Genomic DNA, 18398 nt, shown 5'->3' with positions numbered 1-18398 from the left:
TCCCGATACCCCCACCCCTAACCCCTCCCCCTTCGTCATTCCGGGGCCGCGAAGCGGAACCCGGAATCCAGAGCGTCGGCAAAGGAAACGGAATAGGCATCCGATGGAATCAGGGTGTCAGATAACTGGACCAAGGTCAGCGTTCTGGATTCCGGGTTCCGCTTCGCGGCCCCGGAATGACGAAGGGGGAGGGGTTAGGGGTGGGGGTAAATTCGCGTCAGGGCCGGTGTAAGCTACCCCTTCTCCGCCAGCAGTCCGTTGAGCAGCGTCTTGAATGCCTTCACCGCTTTTTTCGAGGTGGCCGCCGGGTCGTCGGCATTGGCGATCCACTGCGCCGCATAGAGGGAAGCGCCGCTTACCAGGCGCGCGGCCGCTTCCGGATCGATGTCGCCGACGCGGCCTTCCTCCTTGAGGATAGTCAGGCTCCTCGTCATGGACGAGATACAGGCGTTGGCGTTAGGCCATTGCGAGGGATCGCCGAGCACGGCCGGTCCGTCGCGCAGCATGATGCGCTGGATCTCGGGCTCAAGCGCCATCTCGATATAGGCAACGGATTCGTCGACGAAGCCCTGCCAGCGGTTGGTTGCCTTGGCCGAAACGGCACACAGCCGTTCATTCATCTCGGCGTCGATCTCTGCGATGACGGCCTCGAACAGCCCCTTCTTGTCGCCGAAATGATGGTAGAGCGCGCCGCGCGTAAGCCCCGCGGCGGCCGTGAAGTCGTCCATCGACGCCTCGGCATAGCCGGCCGTTCCAAAGGCCTGGCGGGCGGCGCTCACCAGCTTGGCGCGGGTTTCTGCAATCATTTCCTTGCGCGGCTTGTGCGCCATTTTCTCGCTTTCCTTTCACATACGCCACGTATAATAGTTGACATACGCAGCGTATGCAATTATCTCGATTGACATACGCCACGTATGTTAGTGGCGCTCCATCCAATCGAGGAGGCCACCATGGCTAATCCCTACAGCGAAATATTCAAGGCGCCCGGAACCAAGGGCTTCGCGTCGGCCGGGTTCGTCGCTCGCATGCCGATGGCGATGGCCCCGATCGGAATCGTCGCCATGCTGTCGCAGACCCATGGCGAGTACTGGCTGGCGGGCGCCGTGTCCGCAACCTATGCACTGACCAACGCGATCGCCGCACCACAGATCTCGCGGCTCGTCGACCGCCTCGGCCAGACCAGGGTCGTCGTGCCATCGACCGTGATTTCGGTATTGGCCTTTGTGGTGTTGATCGCTGCGGCCAATCAGGACTGGCCCATCTGGACGCTGTTCGTATCGGCATTTCTGGCCGCCGCGATGCCGAGCATTCCGGCCCTGGTGCGGGCCCGCTGGTCCGAGATTTTCCGCGACCGCCCCGAACTCAACACAGCCTTCGCCTTCGAATCGGCGGCGGACGAGCTTGTCTACATTGCCGGCGCGTCGCTGTCGGTGGGCCTCAGCGTCGCGCTGTTTCCTGAAGCGGGAATGCTGGCCAGCACCCTGTTCCTCGCATTCGGGTCGGCGGCATTCATCATACAGCAGGCGACCGAGCCTCGCGTGAGGCAGCTGGAACATGGCGGCAGCCATGGCTCGGCGATCCGGCAGCGGCCGGTGCAGATCATCACCTTCGCCCTGATCTTCGTCGGCGCGATCTTCGCGACCGCGGAAGTCAGCGCGGTGGCGATCACCAAGGAACTCGGTCAGCCGGGCGCCGCGAGCCTCGTCATCGGCGTCTATGCGGTCGGTTCGTTCGTGGTAGGGCTGATCGTCGGCGCGCTGAACCTGACGATGCCGTTGCAGCGCCAGCTCGCCATCGCGGTCGGCGTCATCGCCTTGACGACCTTGCCGCTGCTGGTCGCCAATACGGTGCCGCTGCTGGCGCTCGCCGTCTTCGTCAGCGGTGTCGCGATCTCGCCTACCTTCATCACCGCCTTCGGCCTGATCGAGCGCCGGGTGCCGGAAGCGATGCTGACGGAGGGCATCACCTGGGTGATGACCGGCATCGGCATCGGCATGGCGCTCGGAGCGTTCGCAACGGGATGGGTGGTCGACAATTTCGGTGCGCAGAACGGCTTCTGGGTGTCGGTCGCGGCTGGAACGGTGTCCCTTCTGACCGTGCTCTTGGGCCAGAAGACGCTTGCCGGCGAACGATACAGGGCTCCGCCCGCGGCCCTGCCGCAGGCGGCTGAGTAGCCTGACTGAGGGCTCCGGTCGAAGTGATCGGAGCCCTTCGTCTTTTTTACAGAATCTCCGTCCTGGCGATCCTGATGCCAAACCCTTCGAGGCCGACATAGTGGCGCTCGCGCGAGGCGATCAGGTTGATGGACGAGATGCCGAGATCCTTGAGGATCTGCGCGCCGAGGCCGATTTCGCGCCATTCGCTTTCGCGCCGCCGCGCCTCCTCGTGGTCCTCGCGCTCGCCGGGCAGCGGCCGCGCCCGCTGCTGGTGGGCGACGCCGACGGAGCCTTCGCGCAGATAGACGATGACGCCGCGCTTGCGCTCGCCCATCGACTTCATGATTTCGTGCAGCGTCATGCCGGTGCCGAAGACGTCGGTAACCACATCCTCCGAATGCAGCCGCACCGGCACTTCCTCGCCGTCGCGAATGTCGCCGAACACGATCGCAAGATGGTGCATCATGTCCCATGGCAACGTGTAGGTGTAGGCCTTGGCCTTGCCGCCCGGCGTGTCGATGTCGGAGCATTCGACGCGCTGCACCAGCGTCTCCTGGCGCTGGCGGTAGGCGATCAGATCGGCGACCGAGACCTGCTTCAGTCCATTCTGTTCGGCGAAGGCCGAAACCTGCGGGCCGCGCATCACCGTCCCGTCGTCATTGACCAGTTCGGAGATCACGCCGACCAGCGGCAGGCCGGCCAGTTTGCAAAGATCGACCGCTGCCTCGGTATGGCCCGAGCGCATCAGCACCCCGCCCTCGCGCGCGATCAGCGGGAAGATATGGCCAGGACGCACGAAATCGGACGCCCCGACATTGCCGTTGGCAAGGTTGCGCACCGTCAGAGTGCGGTCGTCGGCCGAAATGCCGGTGGTGGTGCCGTGCTTGAAATCGACGCTTACAGTGAAGGCGGTGGTGTGGGCGGAATCATTGTCGGCGACCATCGGCGAGAGGTTCAGCCGCCGTGCATCATCGCGCGTCATCGGCGCGCAGACGATGCCGGACGTGTGGCGCACGATGAACGCCATCTTCTCCGGCGTGCAATGCACCGCCGCGACGATCAGATCGCCTTCGTTCTCGCGATTGTCGTCGTCCATAACGACGACGATCTCGCCGCGCTCGAACGCGCGCAGGGCTTCGACGATTTTTTTCTGGTCGTAGGGCATGATGCTCGCTTCGCTCGCTTTGAGTGAGTAGTGAGTAATGGAAATCATCACTCGCTATTCACTATTCACTACTCACTCATTTTCTACCCGTCTGTCCCCTATGACGCAGATAATGGTCGGCGATGGCGCAGGCAACCATCGCCTCGCCGATCGGCACGGCGCGGATGCCGACGCAGGGATCGTGGCGGCCCTTGGTCGTGACGTCGACGTCGTTGCCATCGGTATCGATCGACTTGCGCGGGGTCAGGATCGAGGAAGTCGGCTTGACCGCGAAGCGCGCGACGATCGGCTGGCCGCTCGAGATACCGCCAAGAATGCCGCCGGCATGGTTGGACAGGAACACCGGCTTGCCGTCATTGCCCATGCGCATCTCGTCGGCGTTCTCCTCGCCGGTGATGCGGGCGGCAGCGAAGCCGTCGCCGATCTCGACACCCTTGACCGCATTGACCGACATCAGGTTCGACGCGATATCCTGGTCGAGCTTGCCATAGACTGGCGCGCCGAGCCCGGCCGGAACGCCTTCGGCGACGATATCGATCACCGCGCCGACCGAGGAGCCCGCCTTGCGCACGCCGTCAAGGTAATCGGCGAACATCTTCACCGACTCCGGGTCGGGCGTGAAGAACGGGTTTTCAGGATCGCGGACGAAATTCCAGTTCCAGCGCGAGCGGTCGATGTCCTTGACGCCCATCGAAACCAGGGCGCCGCGGACGGACATGCCCGGCACGACCTTGCGTGCGATCGCCCCGGCGGCGACGCGGGCGGCGGTTTCGCGCGCCGAGGAGCGGCCACCGCCGCGATGGTCGCGCACGCCGTATTTGGCGTCATAGGTGTAGTCGGCATGGCCGGGCCGGTACTGCCTGGCGATCTCGCCGTAATCCTTGGAGCGCTGGTCGACATTCTCGATCATCATCGAGATCGGCGTGCCGGTCGAAATCATCGTCTCGCCGTCCGGATCCATGACGAAGCCCGACAGCACCTTCACCTCGTCCGGCTCGCGGCGCTGGGTGACGAAGCGCGACTGGCCGGGCTTGCGCCTGTCCAGTTCGCCCTGGATGTCGGCCAGCGTGAAGCGGATGCCGGGCGGGCAGCCGTCGACCACGCAGCCGAGGGCCGGGCCGTGGCTCTCACCCCAGGTGGTGACGCGAAACAGATGGCCGAAAGTGTTGTGCGACATCGCAAAATAGCCTCGCCGGCGGCGGGCCGGGTTCACGCCAGCGTTCTAACGCATGACCCCGAAAAGTGGAATCATTTTTCGGACAGGATCATGCGCACGTAGAAGAGCTGGAGCACCTTGCGCGTCCGGACGGGCGCGCGGCGCTCCAGCTACGTTTTTTGCGGTGGTCAAACCGTGATCGGAGCGGTTTTAGTTTTGACATATTCTCGTTGATGCTGCTCTCTTCAAACCGCCCCCCGCCTTCGCGCGCTGAAGATGCGAAGCGCAAGAAAAACGAGGACGAGAATGCGCACCCTGATTGGCGTTTTAGCCGCTTCCCTGATGATTTCGACCGCCGCCTTCGCCGCCGAGGCCGAAGGCACGATCCAGGCCATCGACACCGAAAAGCTGACGATCACGCTGGACGACGGAAAGTCCTACAAGTTGCCGGGCGAGTTCGACGTCGGGGCGCTCAAGGAAGGCATGGACGTTCTGCTCGCTTATGACGAGGTCAGCGGCGAGAATCTCATCACCGACATGGAACTGTCCGAGTAGCCCCGACTCAAAGCCAGTCGAGACGCCCGTCCGACAGCCTGAGCACCTTATCCTGCGGAACGTCGAGCCTTGCGGCCTGCCGTTCCGGCGTATCCTCGACCATCCGGAACACGGTGCGTATGACTCCGCCATGCGCCACGCAGACCGTTGGGCGCTCCAGCGCCTCGAACCAGGGCCGCACGCGCTCCAGCAGCATCTGATAGCTTTCGCCCTCCGCGCCGGGCGGCACGAAGTTCCATTTGTCCTTCGACCGGGCCATGGTCGATCCGGGCTGCCGCGATTCGAGCTCGACGAATGTGTGGCCCTGCCAGTCGCCGAAATGCACTTCGACCAGCCGCGCATCGGTGCGGTAATCCTCGGGCGGAAGGCCCATGGCGGCGCGGACGCGCTCCATCGTCTCGCGGGTGCGGCGCATCGGGCTGGCGACGAAGTCGAACCCCTCCGCCCTGCCGATCAGTTCGGCGAGCCTGCGGCCGTTGCGGTCGGCTTGGCGGCGGCCGAGCTCGGTGATGTCGGTGTCGGCCTGGCCTTGCAGGCGGCCTTCCGTGTTCCAGTCCGTCTGGCCGTGGCGCACGAAATAGACAAGCGGGAACATCGCGGTGGGGCTACCTGGGATGTGACTTCGGGACAGCGTGGATAAGGCAGACCGGCCGTCACTCCTTGACGGTGGAGATGTCCGGCGCGTCGACAGCCTTCATGCCGACGACATGATAGCCGGAATCGACGTGGTGGATTTCGCCAGTGACGCCGCGCGACAGGTCGGACAGGAAATACAGGCCGGAATCGCCGACTTCCTCCGGCGTGACCGTACGCTTCAAAGGCGAATTGTACTCGTTCCAGCGCAATATGTAGCGGAAGTCGCCGATGCCGGAGGCGGCCAGCGTCTTGATCGGGCCTGCCGAGATCGCATTGACGCGGATGTTCTTGCCGCCGAGATCGACCGCGAGATAACGCACGCTGGCCTCCAGGGCCGCCTTGGCGACGCCCATGACGTTGTAATGCGGCATGACCTTCTCGGCGCCGTAATAGGTGAGCGTCAACAGCGACCCGCCATCGGTCATCAGCGCTTCGGCGCGCTTGGCGATGTCGGTGAAGGAATAGACGGAGATGTCCATGGTGCGCAGGAAATTGGCGCGCGTGGTCTCGACATAGCGACCGTCGAGTTCCTCCTTGTCGGAGAAGGCGATGGCGTGGACGACGAAATCGAGCTTGCCCCACAACTTGGAAACATTGTCGAAGACCGCGTCGACGCTCGCCGCGTCGGTCACGTCGCAATGGCCGACGATGTGGGCGCCGAGTTCCGCCGCCAGCGGCTCGACGCGCTTCTTGAAAGCGTCGCCCTGATAGGTCAGCGCAAGCTCGGCGCCCTGGTCGGCGCAGGCCTTGGCTATGCCCCAGGCGATCGACCGGTTGTTGGCCACGCCAAGGATGAGGCCGCGCTTGCCGGCCATGAGGCCCTGTCCACCCGCCATGTGACTGTCTCCGCGATTTTTATTCGGACAGCCCTATCGCATAGGCGTCCCAAGCCAGCAAGCATTGATGCGTCACGGCCGAACCGGCTTTGCCGGCTGGCGCGACGCCGGCTCAGGCCGCCTGCGGCATATGCGATGTGAAGGTCGCCCGCGTGATCGAAATTTTCATGCCGTCCGCGCCGCTGACCGATTCGAATTCGGCATTTAGCTGCTTCACCAGCGCTTGCACGATGGCCGTCCCCAACCCCGTTTTGTTGCCAGCAGTTTCGCCGGCGATCTTCCCCACGCCATTGTCCGAGACGGTCAGTTTCCAGTCTTCCTCGTCGATCTCGTAGGTGACAAGTATCAGTGAGTCGTCCTTCGGGTTGGGAAATGCATATTTGACCGCGTTGATAACGAGTTCGGTGACGATAAGTCCGAGGCTGACGGCCGTGTCGGATCCAATCGTCCCCATGTCGGTCATGACCTTGACCGAAATGGGCTGGCTCTCACCAACCATCGATGAGGCCAGGCTGCCGCAAAGCGTCGACAGGTAGGATCCAACCTCGATCTGGTCGATGCCATCGGATGCGTGGAGGTGCCGTTGCACCTCCGCCACCGACATTACGCGCTGATGTGCGTCCTTCAGATGCTGGCGGGTTTCCTCCGACAGCACGGCCCGCGCCTTCAACAACAATATGCTCGCGATGATCTGAAGGCTGTTGGCGACGCGGTGCTGCATTTCCTGAAGCAGAATGTCCTTCTGGCGAAGCAGTTCCTCGGTTTGCTTGAGGAGCAACTCCTTCTCCCGTTCGATCGAGCGGCGGGCCGTGACATCCATGAAAGCCAGAAGAATCGTCCTGCTTGAACTGTCCTCGTAGATCACCTGCCGGGCGTTGAGCAGCATGATCCTGCGGCCGACATTCGGAAAATCATGCTCGACCTCGAAACCGTCCATGGCGGCGTGTTCGGGAATTATGGTTTCCAGGAGAACGCGAAGGGCGGGAATATCCCATTGACCGTCACCCAATGAATAAACGAGGCGGCCCTGCGTATGTTCGGGATCGACCTTGAAGGTCCGATAAAACGAGGCACTCGCAGCCAGCACGTGAAACGTATCGTCGAGCACGATGAACGGTTCGGGGATGGTGTTGACGATCGCCTGCGCGAGCGTCCGCCCGTCATCCAGATTCTGAAAGTTGATCATGACTGAAAGCGGTCCGATCCGGAACCGGTAGGTTCCTGAGGCCAGCGAGGGCTGGCGTTCCATTCACTGCCGTTGCGCTCATTGATGTCGAAACAAATTCGCGGATTGAAGGCTCGCCAAACCTGATGTGCACCGGTCCCATCAATGGCCTTGGGTAAGCTATAGATCAGACCGCCTACCGGGTCCACCGCAGGGAAAAAGCTCGTTTGCTTTCTCGAAGCAGCGAACACCTTGCGTGCAACTCCGACCGGTCTGGTTTCAGACCGAGATCCCCGCCTCGCGCAATCCTTCCACCAGCCGGTCGAGCGTGTCCGGATCGCGGTAGGGCAGGATCTGCTTCAGATGGCCGACGGAGAAGTTCGGATTGACCTCCAGCGTCTCCTGCCAATAGCGCCGCGCCTCCTCATGACGGCCAGTGCGGCCATAGAGGCAGGCGAGATAGAAGCGCGTCATATCCGAGCGCGGGGCGAGCGTCAGCCGCCTCCTGAAGGCGATCTCCGCCTCGTCGAAGCGCCCGAGCGTCAACAGCGCCCGCCCGAGGAAATGCAGCGACATGTCGAATTGCGGGTCGAGCCGGTGGGCCCGCGTATAAAGCGCCACGGCGTCTTCGTGCCGGCCCTGGAAATCCCTTATGTTGCCAAGCGACGTATAAGCGTCGCCCGAATTGGGGTCGAGCGCGACCGCCCGCTCCGCGGAGCTTTCGGCCTCTTCCAGGCGCCGCATCCAGGTAAGGGCGATTGCCAGCGAGATATGGGCCTGCGGCTCGGTATCGTCGAGCTCGATCGCCTTGTGCGCCAGTTGCATCGCCTGCGTGAGATTTTCCGGCGTGGCCTCGTTCCACTGGTTGACGTATTCGGCGAAAGTGATGATCGAAAGCCGGGCATATGCCGCCGCGAGGTTCGGGTCGATGGCAACGACGCGCTCCAGCATGCCGCGGGCTTCCCTGGACGCCTGGGCGCTGAGCTGAAGCATCGTCTCGCGGGAGCGGACGAGCAGGTCGTAAGCCTCGGGATCGACCTTGGCGCGGCCCTCGCGCCGCGTCTCCTCGCTGGGCGTCAGCGTCACCTTGAGCGCGCTGACGATGGTGCGGGTGACCTCGTCCTGGACCGCGAATATATCCTCGATGCCACGATCGTAGCGCTCGGCCCATAGATGACCGCCGGTCGTGCCGTCGATCATCTGGGCATTGATCCGGATGCGGTTGGCGGCCCTGCGCACGCTGCCCTCCAGCACGTAGCGGACGCCGAGTTCGCGGCTCACCTTGCGGATGTCCGGCGCTTGGCCCTTGTAGGCGAAGGACGAATTTCGGGCGATCACGAACAGGCCCGAGACTTTGGACAGGTCGGTGATGATGTCCTCGGTGATGCCGTCGGCGAAATAGCCCTGCTCCGGGTCGCCCGACATGTTGTCGAACGGCAGGACGGCGATCGACGGTTTTGCGGGAAGCGGCGGCGGGGCCTCGACGACAATCCTGGCAGTCGCCTCCGTCCGGCCGTTCGGCGACCAAGTCCAGATATGCACCGGGCGCTCGATGTTCTTGACCTCGTGAAGGCCGCTATCGACGAAATCGATCCCGACGCGGCCGTGCACGTGCTGGTAGACGCTGTCCGAAATCGCCACGCCGCCGGGATCGGCAAGCATCTCCAGGCGCGCGGCGATGTTGACGCCGTCGCCGAAAAGATCGCTGTCGTCGACCATGATGTCGCCGAGATTGACGCCGACGCGAAGCACGATCGCCCGGTCTTCCGGCATGTCCTCGTTTGCCGCGTCCATCGCGCCTTGCAACGCAGCCGCGCATTCCACGGCGTTGACCGCGCTGCCGAACTCGACGAACACGCCGTCGCCGGTCCGTTTGAAGACGCGGCCCTGATGCTGCTCGACGAGCGGGTCCAGAACCTCCTTCCAGCGCGCCGTGAGCGCGGTATGCGTGGCCGTCTCGTCGCGCTCCATCAGCCGGCTGTAGCCGACCACGTCGGCTGCCAGGATCGCCGCAAGCCTGCGCCGAATGTGTTCAGTGGCCATATGGCTGGCGCCTTCCGGGATATGCTTTCGACAAGATTCTACCGACGCGCCGTTGTGAAGTCTATTCGGTTGACGCGGCGCTGCTACCATCGGTTTGGTATTCAGTTAGGAACTTCCCGCCTCAGCGCAATGCCTGGGCGCATCTCCGGCGAAAAGCAGGCGCAGCCCGAGCACGATCATCACGGCGTCTGCAAAACGCTCCTGCCATACCAGCAACCGTGGCGCGAGAGCCAGCCGCCTACCGCGCTGGAGGCCAGAGCCGCCGATCCGAGCGTCAGCAAGCCAGTGCCCTTCAAATACCAGCAGTTGCACTCTAGCCGAACCGGACGACACGAATCGACGAATTGCGGCAGGATGGCCAGCATGAAGGTCGGCACGGTGGGATTGGTCAGGTTGACCGCCGTATCGTCGTGCGGCGGCACCGGAAAATCCTGAACAAAACAGTCAGGCAACTGACGCCCGACACGCAGGGCATTGGCATCGGCGGCGCGACCGGCCAACCGCAACCCCTCAACGCAGCACCTTTCCCAAGTTGATCAGGCTGGCCTATTGGTTGCAGCCATCCTGGGGCGAGGCACCGCTTTTCTATACGATGCAGAAAGACAAAGGTCGACTTATTTGTCTCCCAGTAGTACACTTCATGACCTTACTGCGACTGATAGAGCAGTCGCGAAACTTACCGATCATGAATTTTCGGCAAGCTCATCTTGCAGGAGGAAGCAATGACTGAGTGGGAACTCCATGGGATGGAATTCGGAAACTGCAACTGTTCCTATGCATGCCCTTGTCAATTCAATGCGTTGCCGACGCATGGCAATTGCCAGGCGATCGGATTCTTCAGGATCGACAGCGGACGTTTCGGCGATGCGAAGCTCGATGGCCTGAACATGGCCATCGCCGTCGCCTGGCCGGGCGCCGTTCACGAAGGCCGCGGCGTCCTGCAGCCGATCATCGACGAACGCGCGGATGGCGCGCAGCGCGAGGCGCTCCTCAGTATCCTGACGGGCAAGGAGACCGACCCGATGGCGACGTTCTGGGCGGTCTATACCGCCATGTGCGAAACCGTCCACGATCCGATTTATGCGGCGATCAGCATCGATCTCGACAAGCAGGCCCGCCGCGCCCAATGCAAGGCGGAAGGTGTCGCCTCCGGCCGCGGCGAGCCGATCCTCAATCCGGTGACCGGCGCCGAGCACCGTGTCGGCATCGTGCTGCCGAACGGATTCGAATACGATCAGAACGAAGTCGGCCGCGGCTGGTCAACATCGTCCGGGAGTGTGCCCCTCACCCTTGCCGACAGCTACGCCCATTGGTGCGAGCTGCATTTCAACCAGCACGGACGCATCCATTAGCCAAACAGGTGCTGGGCCGACAATGAGCGAAACGGCTTTGGAGGCGGTGCTCCGGCGCGACCGCGCCATCGTCGTGGCCACACTCGCCTTCCTCATCGCGCTCGCGTGGATCTACGTTCTGCAGCTTTCCTGGAGAAAACCGTCCCGTCCGGCCGGTTGATTTCATGGATCGCCGGGGCGTGCCTGACTGCCGCGGGGATCGGCCTGCTTCTGGCGTGACCAGGCGCGGCCCTTCCGCCGTCAATACGCGGATCGAACCGGTTTGCCGTCCCTCACCCGCGCTTCTTCATCAGCGCTTCCAGTTCGGTGTCGTGATGCTGCGGCAGCATGATGCGGACATGCGCATAAAGATCGGCGTTGCCGCCGATCTTTTCCGGCAGGCCGCGGCCCTTCAGTCGCAGCACTTTGTCCGAACTCGACCAGGCTGGGACGCTGACCGACAGGCGGCCGGTCGGCGTTTCGACCGGGACCTTTGCGCCCAGCACCGCGTCGGCCAAAGAAACGGGCAAATCGGCGTGAAGGTGGCGGCCCTCGACGCGGTAGCGCGGATGGCGGCGGAAGCGTATCTTCACCAGCGCATCGCCCGGCTCGCCCGGACCCTGCTCGCCCTGCCCCTTGAGCCGGATGGTTTGGCCGTCCTCGACATAGCGCGGCAGCTTCACCGCGAGCTTGCGCCCATCGGGGAACATCGCATTGACCTTGGCCGCGGTCGCCGCCTCCTCGATGCTTACATCGAGCGTGGCGTTGAGATCGCCCGCCTGCCGCCTCGCGCCGGCGCCCATCCCCGCGCCGGGGCCGGCGCGCTGCGAAAAACCCTCGCCGAAGAGTTCGGAGAATATGTCGGCGCCGCCGAAGGGATCGCCACCCGGCGCGCTGGTCCTGAACTCGAAGCGCGTGCCGCCGGGGCCTTGCTGCCGCCGGAAGCCCGCGAACGGATCGCCGCCCGGACGGCCCGGATGGCCCTCGAAGCCCTGGAAGCGCGGCTTGCCCGAAGCGTCGATCTCGCCGCGGTCGAACGCCGCGCGATTCTTCTCGTCGCCGAGAATCTCGTAGGCCTGGCTCGCGGCGGCGAACTGGTCCTTCGATTTCGGATCGGGGTTCTGGTCCGGATGGTGCTTCTTGGCGAGTTTCCGGAACGCCGATTTTATGTCCTTGGCCGATGCGTTCTTCGCAACGCCCAAAACTTCATACGGATCGCGCATGCTTCCTGCCTGAGAAAATTCTGATTGCGCGCTCTATATGCGCCTGCCTAGAAAGAGATTCCAGTGCCGGCGGCGACCTTACAAGGCTTTGAACGTTTCCATCCGCCACGCGCCGGGCGCGACCATGCAGACCTCGCCCTGGTAAAGGCTGATGCCGTCGAAGCTCTCGCGCGAGGTGGTGAAGCGTCGGCAGAGTGGGCCCCTGTCCTTGTGCTCGGCCAGTGCGGTGATCATGCCGCGCGAGCCGGTGCCTGCATTGGCCCAAGGCAGCGGCATGCCGTCCAGCCCTTCAAGGTCGGCGGACGACACAGCATTGCGGATCGTCGCCTCGTCCGACAGACGTTCCGGATCGGCGATCGGGGCGCCGCGTTGCGAAACATCGCCGGTCAGGATGGTCTGGTCGATCTCGGCCTTTTCGAGGCTGAAGCCGCCCGACGCGCAGGCGCAGAGCGGCAGCATGATCGCCAAAAGCGCTACATTGAGCCCTTGCCGCCGCCGCAGCGAATGCAGGAAATAGCCTCCAGACGCTTGCGCGGCGCGCGACAATCGGCAATCTCCCCGAACCCGATGAATACGAGCTGAAACTATGAGCCAGACAGAGTTAACAAGCGGTGACTTCACCGAGGCCGCGGAGCCGTTCCGGCTCTTTGCCGAATGGCTCGACGATGCCGTGAAAAGCGAGCCGAACGACCCCAACGGCGTCGCGCTGGCGACCGTCGACGAGGAGGGCATGCCGGACGTCCGCATGGTGCTGCTCAAGGGCTTCGACGAGCAGGGGTTTGTCTTCTACACCAATTTCGAAAGCACCAAGGGGCGCGAGATCTTGTCCTCGATGAAGGCGGCGATGTGCTTCCACTGGAAGTCGCTGCGCCGCCAGGTGCGCGTGCGCGGGCCGGTGGCGATCGTCAGCGACGCCGAGGCCGACGCCTATTACGCGACGCGGCCGCGCGGCAGCCGCATCGGCGCCTGGGCGTCGAAGCAGTCGCGCCCGCTCGAAAGCCGGTTCGCGCTGGAAAAAGCGGTCGCCGAATACACCGCCCGCTACGCATTCGGTGAAATCCCGCGCCCGCCCTACTGGTCGGGCTTCCGCATCAAGCCGCAGACGATCGAATTCTGGCACGACCGGCCCTTCCGCCTGCACGACCGCATCATGTTCAGCCGCACCGACGCCGGCGTATGGGAGAAGACCCGGCTTTATCCGTAGCTGCCTGCCTGTCCTGTAATCGCTGGGTACGGATCAGAGGTCGACGCCTGCGTGCTCCTGCCGACCTTCCTTGATTATCGCGTCAAGATCGACGTCGGCAGCGCCGCTTGTCACCAGGCGTTTGTAGAAGGAGGACGCCGGCTCGCGACCCGCTTCTCGAATTTCATACGCTTCAAGGGCACGCTCGACCACCTCGGCTATCGAACGGTTTTCCCGTTCGGCAAGCCGGCGAGCAAGATCACGGGCCTTGGCGCTTCGTACGGAAAGCCGCGGTTCCACCATTTGAACTCCCTCCATGCCATTTGCAGGCCGGCATCATCCGAATCTTACCGTGCCGAGCGTCTGCGCCCCGGGCCGGTGATCCAGCGCAGGCCTGCCGCGACGGATATGACAAGCGCGGGCCAAGCCGCCCAGAATACACCGCTCCAGGACAGGAGATTGACCGCAATCACGCCGAGCCCGGCGACGCCGAGTGTCGCAAGAATAGGATCGATCAGCCTGTTGGTTCGCGCCCAGATCAGCCCGGCCAGCATCGCGAAGCCGAAGAGCGGCCACCTGGCCCAGAACTCGCCTTCCCATGAAAGCAGATTGACGACCACCGGGATGGCCGCGACGAAGCCGATAATTGCCATTTTCCGGCTGATTACGGGGCTTCCGGCGGGGCTTGAAGCGACGGGACCGCGCGCCGGCGGCGCGGACTGGACCGGCTGCCGTCCCCATTCGGTCCGAGGCTCCTTCGGCTCCGGCTCAGCCGCAGGAGTCTCGCCGATCTTGACCGCGTAGCTCGGCACCGCCTCAGCGATGTTCTTGACGGGAAGCTGGCCCAAAAACTCGAAGCCGACCGTCATCTTGTTGCGGACTTGGTCGTAAACAGTGTTGGAGATCACGATGCCGCCCGGTTCGGCCGATGTCTGCAGGCGCGCGGCGATGTTGACGCCGTCGCCATAGATATCGTCGCCTTCGACGATCACGTCGCCGAGATTGATGCCGATGCGAAACAGCATGCGCTCATCGGCCGCGCGGCCGGCATTGTATTCGGCCAGTTCGTTCTGGACGTCGATCGCGGCGCGCACCGATTCCACCACACTGGGGAACTCGGCGATCAGGCCGTCGCCCCAAGTGTTGACGACTCGGCCGGAATGGGCCTCGATCAGCCGCGCCATGGCATCGCGGTATTTCTTGAGGGTGGCGAGCGTCCCTTCCTCGTCGGCGGCCATCAGGCGGGAATAGCCCTGCACGTCCGCCGAGAAGATGGTTGTCAGCTTGCGGCGCGTCGTGGACATCACTGTCTAGCCTCCCTCGGAAGCGACATCGGATTGCTACCCCCGCCAGCAGCCCTTGCAATATCGGTGCGGGTCAGCGCCGGCGCAATGCCCGGCCGGAGAATTTCATCCGGCCTTCTTGCGCCCATGAACGCCACGAAAGCCGCCTTGGCCTCCCACGATTCAGCAAGCCAATCCAAACCGCCTCCAACATCGCTTGATATGTCCGGTAAATTACCGTACATTGATCGGCAAAAGGTGATGGCAATGTCGACTCAAGCGATACGTTCAGCCCGCATTGAGGCACGCATCTCGCCGGAGATGCTCACCGTTGTAAAGCGCGCGGCCGAAATTCAGGGCCGCAGCGTCAGCGATTTCGTAGTTGCGGCCGCGCAGGAAGCCGCCCAGCGGACCATCGAAGAAACGGCCATTATCCGACTATCGGTCGAAGACCAGCGGCTGATGATGGATGCGGTCCTGAACCCGCCGGATCCAAACGAGGCGCTGCACAAGGCGTTCGAAGCTCATAAGCGACTTGTCGCCGAATCCCGGTGAGCCTATCTGTCGCCATCGAGGCGTTGAATCCGTCACATGATCGCCGAGCATTCTCATGCGGCGTTTCGGTGCTCGACCGTTATTTGTCCGAGCGGGCCAATCAGGATGTCAAACGGCGTATCGGCAACTGCTTCGTCGCGGTCGATCGTGATGCGGCAGCAATTGCAGCCTATTACACGCTCTCGGCGGCCAGCCTCCCCTTTGCTTCACTTCCTGAAGACGAAACGAGACGGTTGCCGCACTACCCGGTTTTGCCTGCCACATTGATCGGCAGGCTTGCGGTCGACCTGCGTTATCAAGGCAGCGGGCTGGGCTCGTCACTCATCGCCGACGCCCTCCATCGCAGCATACGGGCCGCGCCAGCCTCCTTTTCCCTATTGGTCGACGCGAAGGACAGCAACGCCGCCGCCTTTTATCGCAAGCATGGTTTCATCCCGCTCACTAGCCGGCCCCAATCCCTGTTCCTGCCGATCGCGACCGCACTGAAGCTCTTCGGCTGAGCGCCGGAGAGCAGGTCATGCCTTTTTGCGTCCCATGAAGGCGACGAAGGCCGCCTTGGCCTCGTCGGATTTCAGCCGCTCCTGGAAATGCGCGCCTTCTTCCTTGATGCGCGCGACGACGTCCTCGCGGGAGCCGCGCATCAGGTCGCGGGCGATCTTCAACGCCTCGGGCGGCTTGGCGGCAATCGCTTGCGCCGCGGCCAGCACCTCCGCCTCCAGCCTTTCCTCGTCGACGACCGCATAGATTAGGCCGGCGTCCTTCGCCCGCTCGGCGGAAAATCCCTCGCCGAGGCCGAGCAGCGCGAACGCGTTCTGGCGGCCGAGCACCGCCGGCGCCAGCAGGCTCGACCCGGCTTCCGGCACCAGGCCCAGATCGACGAAGGGCGTCCGGAAAATTGTGCGCGGCGTGGCGAAGGTCAGGTCGCAATGTAGATTGATGGTCGTGCCGATGCCGACCGCAATGCCGTCGACGCCCGAGACTATGGGCTTTTGCGCGGTGGCGAGCGCGAGGAGAAAATCCCAGACTTCGGTGCCGCCCTCGCCGCCCATGGCGACGGCCATGAAGTCGGCCAGATCGTTGCCCGACGAAAACGCGCCGGGAACCCCGAAGAATACATGCACGCGCACCGCCGGATCGGCATCGCCGGTGGCAAGCGCGCCCGCCATCTCCGCATACATTTTGCGCGTGATGGCGTTCTTCTTGTCCGGGCGATTCATCCGGATAGTCTGCACGGCTCCCTGCCGATCGAGGATGATGTGTTCGCTCATTGTCTTTGAATCCTCTCGCGGCAATCAGCCATGCACCAGCGTTTTCGCGGCGGCGGCAAGGCTTTCCGCCCCGCCGGTCACCCTGTCCTTCAGCGCACGCGTCTCGTCGAGCAGGTTTTCGGCGAAGAAGCGGCAGAGCGCCGTTCGCTCCTCGCCGCCGTCGGCCAGTGCGCCGCGCGCCAGGTAGGCGGCTCCCGCTGTCAGCGCGAACAGCCTGAGATAGGGCGTAGCACCGGCAAGCGCATCGTCCGTTCTTCCGTCGGCCAGGCGGCTCTGGAGGTGGCGCGTCGCATTGGTCAGGCTGTCGAGCGCCTGTTCGAGAAGAAGTGCGGTCCGTCCGAAGCCGTCGCGGTTGGATGCCGCGACAGCGTTGGCGATCTCGTCGAGTTCGGCGATATAACCGAACACATGCTCGCCGCCGCCAAGCGGCAGCTTGCGCACCACAAGATCGATCGCCTGGATGCCGTTGGTGCCTTCGTAAATCGGCGCGATGCGGGCATCGCGGTAGAGTGCCGCCGCGCCGGTTTCCTCGATGAAGCCCATGCCGCCATGCACCTGCACGCCGAGCGAGGCCACCTCGACGCCGATGTCGGTGGAAAATGCCTTGGCGATCGGCGTCAGGAGATTGGCGCGGTCCTGCCAGTGCGCGCTTTCCGCCCCCTGGCTGCTTCGCGCGATGTCGGTCGCATGCGCGCAGGCATAGGCGATGGCGCGGGCAGCCTGCGTCAGCGTCTTCATTGTGAGGAGATTGCGTTGCACGTCGGGGTGATGGACGATGGGCGCCATGCCTTCGCCGGACCAGCCGGAAGCCTTGCCCTGCCGCCGCTCGTTGGCGTAGGCGAGCGCCTTCTGGAATGCCGCTTCGGCCACCGCCACGCCCTGCATGCCGATCGCCAGCCGCGCATTGTTCATCATGGTGAACATGCAGGCGAGGCCGCGATTCTCCTCGCCGACCAGCCAGCCAACCGCGCCAGGCGCCATGCCGTCGGCAAAGCCGTCGCCATAGATCATGGTGCAGGTCGGCGAGCCGTGGATGCCGAGCTTGTGCTCGATGCTGGCGCAGAACACATCGTTGCGGCGGCCAGGTGAGCCGTCTTCGTTGGGGATGAATTTCGGCACCAGGAACAGCGAAATGCCGCGCGTGCCGGCCGGCGCGTCCGGCAGCCGAGCCAGCACCAGATGCACGATGTTGTCGGTGAAATCGTGCTCGCCATAGGTGATGAAGATTTTCTGGCCGAAGATGCGATACGCGCCATCGCCGGCCGGCTCGGCCCGCGTGCGGAGCGCCGCCAGATCGGAACCCGCCTGCGGCTCCGTCAAATTCATCGTGCCCATCCACTCGCCCGACACGAGCTTTGCCAGATATTTCCGCTTCAGCTCTTCGGATGCGTGCTTCTCGATTGCCTCGACCGCGCCGATGGTCAGCGTCGGACCCAGGGCGAAGGCCATCGAGCCGGAATTCCACATTTCGAGCGCCGCGACGCCGAGCATCATGGGCAGCGCCTGGCCGCCATATTCTTCCGGCGCCGACAGGCCGTTCCAGCCGCCCTCGGTCCAGCGCTTGTAAAGCTCCTTCCAGCCGGCCGGCATGGTCACGGCCGCATCCTTCAGCACCGCGCCCTGCTCGTCGCCGATCTTGGCCAGCGGCGCGATCTCTTCGGTGGCGAAGCGCCCCGCTTCGGAAAGGATGGCGTCGACCAGATCCTCGGTGAGGTCGCCGAGCGCGCCGGCATCCAGCGCAGCCTTGAGGCCCGCAACGTGCTTCAGCGTGAAGGCGATGTCTTCAACCGGCGCTCGATACATTCCTGCCCTCCTCATCGAGCATGATCCCGAAAAGTTGCAG

General features: G+C 63.7%; 21 protein-coding genes. 7 read left to right on the top strand and 14 right to left on the bottom strand.

Annotated features, from left to right (window positions below; all coding sequences use genetic code 11):
- Positions 1–233 precede the first annotated feature (233 nt).
- Positions 234–830, bottom strand: coding sequence for a TetR/AcrR family transcriptional regulator (locus tag G6N73_RS07055; protein WP_165025251.1), 597 nt, complete (start codon positions 828–830; stop codon positions 234–236).
- Between the two features lie 120 nt (positions 831–950).
- Here G6N73_RS07055 and G6N73_RS07050 point away from each other — a divergent pair, with 120 nt between their 5' ends.
- Entirely contained in the window at positions 951–2174 is a 1224-nt protein-coding gene (locus G6N73_RS07050; protein ID WP_165025248.1) for an MFS transporter, read from the top strand.
- A 46-nt stretch (positions 2175–2220) separates the two neighbouring features.
- Here the strand turns inward: G6N73_RS07050 and ribB are convergent, their stop codons facing one another.
- Both ribB and aroC read right to left on the bottom strand, forming a co-directional pair.
- Positions 2221–3321 (bottom strand): 3,4-dihydroxy-2-butanone-4-phosphate synthase, encoded by a 1101-nt coding sequence (gene ribB / locus G6N73_RS07045; RefSeq protein ID WP_165025364.1) that lies wholly within the window; start codon positions 3319–3321, stop codon positions 2221–2223.
- A gap of 76 nt (positions 3322–3397) precedes the next feature.
- Positions 3398–4498 carry a chorismate synthase gene (gene aroC, locus G6N73_RS07040; protein WP_165025245.1) on the bottom strand — a complete coding sequence of 367 codons (1101 nt, stop codon included), beginning with the start codon at positions 4496–4498 and terminating at the stop codon, positions 3398–3400.
- Between the two features lie 285 nt (positions 4499–4783).
- Here aroC and G6N73_RS07035 point away from each other — a divergent pair, with 285 nt between their 5' ends.
- Positions 4784–5032, top strand: coding sequence for a DUF1344 domain-containing protein (locus G6N73_RS07035; protein ID WP_165025242.1), 249 nt, complete (start codon positions 4784–4786; stop codon positions 5030–5032).
- A 7-nt stretch (positions 5033–5039) separates the two neighbouring features.
- Here the strand turns inward: G6N73_RS07035 and G6N73_RS07030 are convergent, their stop codons facing one another.
- The 5 genes from G6N73_RS07030 to G6N73_RS07010 form a co-directional block, all read right to left on the bottom strand.
- Positions 5040–5627 carry a histidine phosphatase family protein gene (locus G6N73_RS07030; RefSeq protein ID WP_165025239.1) on the bottom strand — a complete coding sequence of 196 codons (588 nt, stop codon included), beginning with the start codon at positions 5625–5627 and terminating at the stop codon, positions 5040–5042.
- A 58-nt stretch (positions 5628–5685) separates the two neighbouring features.
- On the bottom strand, positions 5686–6504 hold the full coding sequence (gene fabI / locus G6N73_RS07025; RefSeq protein WP_165025235.1) for an enoyl-ACP reductase FabI: 819 nt from the start codon (positions 6502–6504) through the stop codon (positions 5686–5688).
- Between the two features lie 112 nt (positions 6505–6616).
- Positions 6617–7690, bottom strand: a complete 1074-nt coding sequence (locus G6N73_RS07020) for a sensor histidine kinase (RefSeq protein ID WP_165025232.1) — start codon at positions 7688–7690, stop codon at positions 6617–6619.
- A 258-nt stretch (positions 7691–7948) separates the two neighbouring features.
- On the bottom strand, positions 7949–9712 hold the full coding sequence (locus G6N73_RS07015; protein WP_165025229.1) for an adenylate/guanylate cyclase domain-containing protein: 1764 nt from the start codon (positions 9710–9712) through the stop codon (positions 7949–7951).
- A gap of 179 nt (positions 9713–9891) precedes the next feature.
- A complete protein-coding gene (locus G6N73_RS07010; RefSeq protein ID WP_165025226.1) occupies positions 9892–10212 on the bottom strand; it encodes a hypothetical protein in 321 nt (106 codons plus the stop codon).
- Positions 10213–10434: 222 nt separating this feature from the next.
- On the opposite strand from G6N73_RS07010, the gene G6N73_RS07005 reads away from it, so the two are divergent.
- Both G6N73_RS07005 and G6N73_RS07000 read left to right on the top strand, forming a co-directional pair.
- Positions 10435–11064, top strand: a complete 630-nt coding sequence (locus tag G6N73_RS07005; RefSeq protein ID WP_165025223.1) for a DUF1326 domain-containing protein — start codon at positions 10435–10437, stop codon at positions 11062–11064.
- A 22-nt stretch (positions 11065–11086) separates the two neighbouring features.
- Positions 11087–11224, top strand: coding sequence for a hypothetical protein (locus G6N73_RS07000; protein WP_165025220.1), 138 nt, complete (start codon positions 11087–11089; stop codon positions 11222–11224).
- A 112-nt stretch (positions 11225–11336) separates the two neighbouring features.
- Here the strand turns inward: G6N73_RS07000 and G6N73_RS06995 are convergent, their stop codons facing one another.
- Positions 11337–12266 (bottom strand): DnaJ C-terminal domain-containing protein, encoded by a 930-nt coding sequence (locus tag G6N73_RS06995; protein ID WP_165025217.1) that lies wholly within the window; start codon positions 12264–12266, stop codon positions 11337–11339.
- 78 nt (positions 12267–12344) lie between these two features.
- On the bottom strand, positions 12345–12812 hold the full coding sequence (locus G6N73_RS06990; protein ID WP_165025214.1) for an RT0821/Lpp0805 family surface protein: 468 nt from the start codon (positions 12810–12812) through the stop codon (positions 12345–12347).
- A gap of 40 nt (positions 12813–12852) precedes the next feature.
- On the opposite strand from G6N73_RS06990, the gene pdxH reads away from it, so the two are divergent.
- On the top strand, positions 12853–13470 hold the full coding sequence (pdxH, locus tag G6N73_RS06985) for a pyridoxamine 5'-phosphate oxidase (protein WP_165025211.1): 618 nt from the start codon (positions 12853–12855) through the stop codon (positions 13468–13470).
- Positions 13471–13503: 33 nt separating this feature from the next.
- On the opposite strand, the gene G6N73_RS06980 is transcribed toward pdxH, so the two are convergent.
- Positions 13504–13752, bottom strand: a complete 249-nt coding sequence (locus G6N73_RS06980) for a type II toxin-antitoxin system VapB family antitoxin (protein WP_165025208.1) — start codon at positions 13750–13752, stop codon at positions 13504–13506.
- Positions 13753–13796: 44 nt separating this feature from the next.
- Positions 13797–14753: an adenylate/guanylate cyclase domain-containing protein gene (locus tag G6N73_RS06975; protein WP_165025206.1), complete on the bottom strand. Its 957-nt coding sequence runs from the start codon at positions 14751–14753 to the stop codon at positions 13797–13799.
- A 126-nt stretch (positions 14754–14879) separates the two neighbouring features.
- Here G6N73_RS06975 and G6N73_RS06970 point away from each other — a divergent pair, with 126 nt between their 5' ends.
- Both G6N73_RS06970 and G6N73_RS06965 read left to right on the top strand, forming a co-directional pair.
- Positions 14880–15287: a type II toxin-antitoxin system TacA family antitoxin gene (locus G6N73_RS06970; RefSeq protein WP_343044563.1), complete on the top strand. Its 408-nt coding sequence runs from the start codon at positions 14880–14882 to the stop codon at positions 15285–15287.
- Positions 15284–15787, top strand: a complete 504-nt coding sequence (locus tag G6N73_RS06965) for a GNAT family N-acetyltransferase (RefSeq protein ID WP_165025203.1) — start codon at positions 15284–15286, stop codon at positions 15785–15787. Before G6N73_RS06970 ends, G6N73_RS06965 begins: the two co-directional genes overlap by 4 nt.
- Positions 15788–15802: 15 nt before the next feature.
- On the opposite strand, the gene G6N73_RS06960 is transcribed toward G6N73_RS06965, so the two are convergent.
- Positions 15803–16555, bottom strand: coding sequence for a crotonase/enoyl-CoA hydratase family protein (locus tag G6N73_RS06960; protein ID WP_165025200.1), 753 nt, complete (start codon positions 16553–16555; stop codon positions 15803–15805).
- A 24-nt stretch (positions 16556–16579) separates the two neighbouring features.
- Positions 16580–18358, bottom strand: coding sequence for an acyl-CoA dehydrogenase family protein (locus G6N73_RS06955; RefSeq protein WP_165025197.1), 1779 nt, complete (start codon positions 18356–18358; stop codon positions 16580–16582).
- Between the last annotated feature and the right edge of the window lie 40 nt (positions 18359–18398).

This window comes from Allomesorhizobium camelthorni (genome assembly GCF_011045125.1).
GTDB classification, from domain to species: Bacteria; Pseudomonadota; Alphaproteobacteria; order Rhizobiales; family Rhizobiaceae; genus Allomesorhizobium; species Allomesorhizobium camelthorni.
Note: the sequence above shows the minus strand (reverse complement) of the source record. Positions and strands in the feature narration are given on the sequence as shown.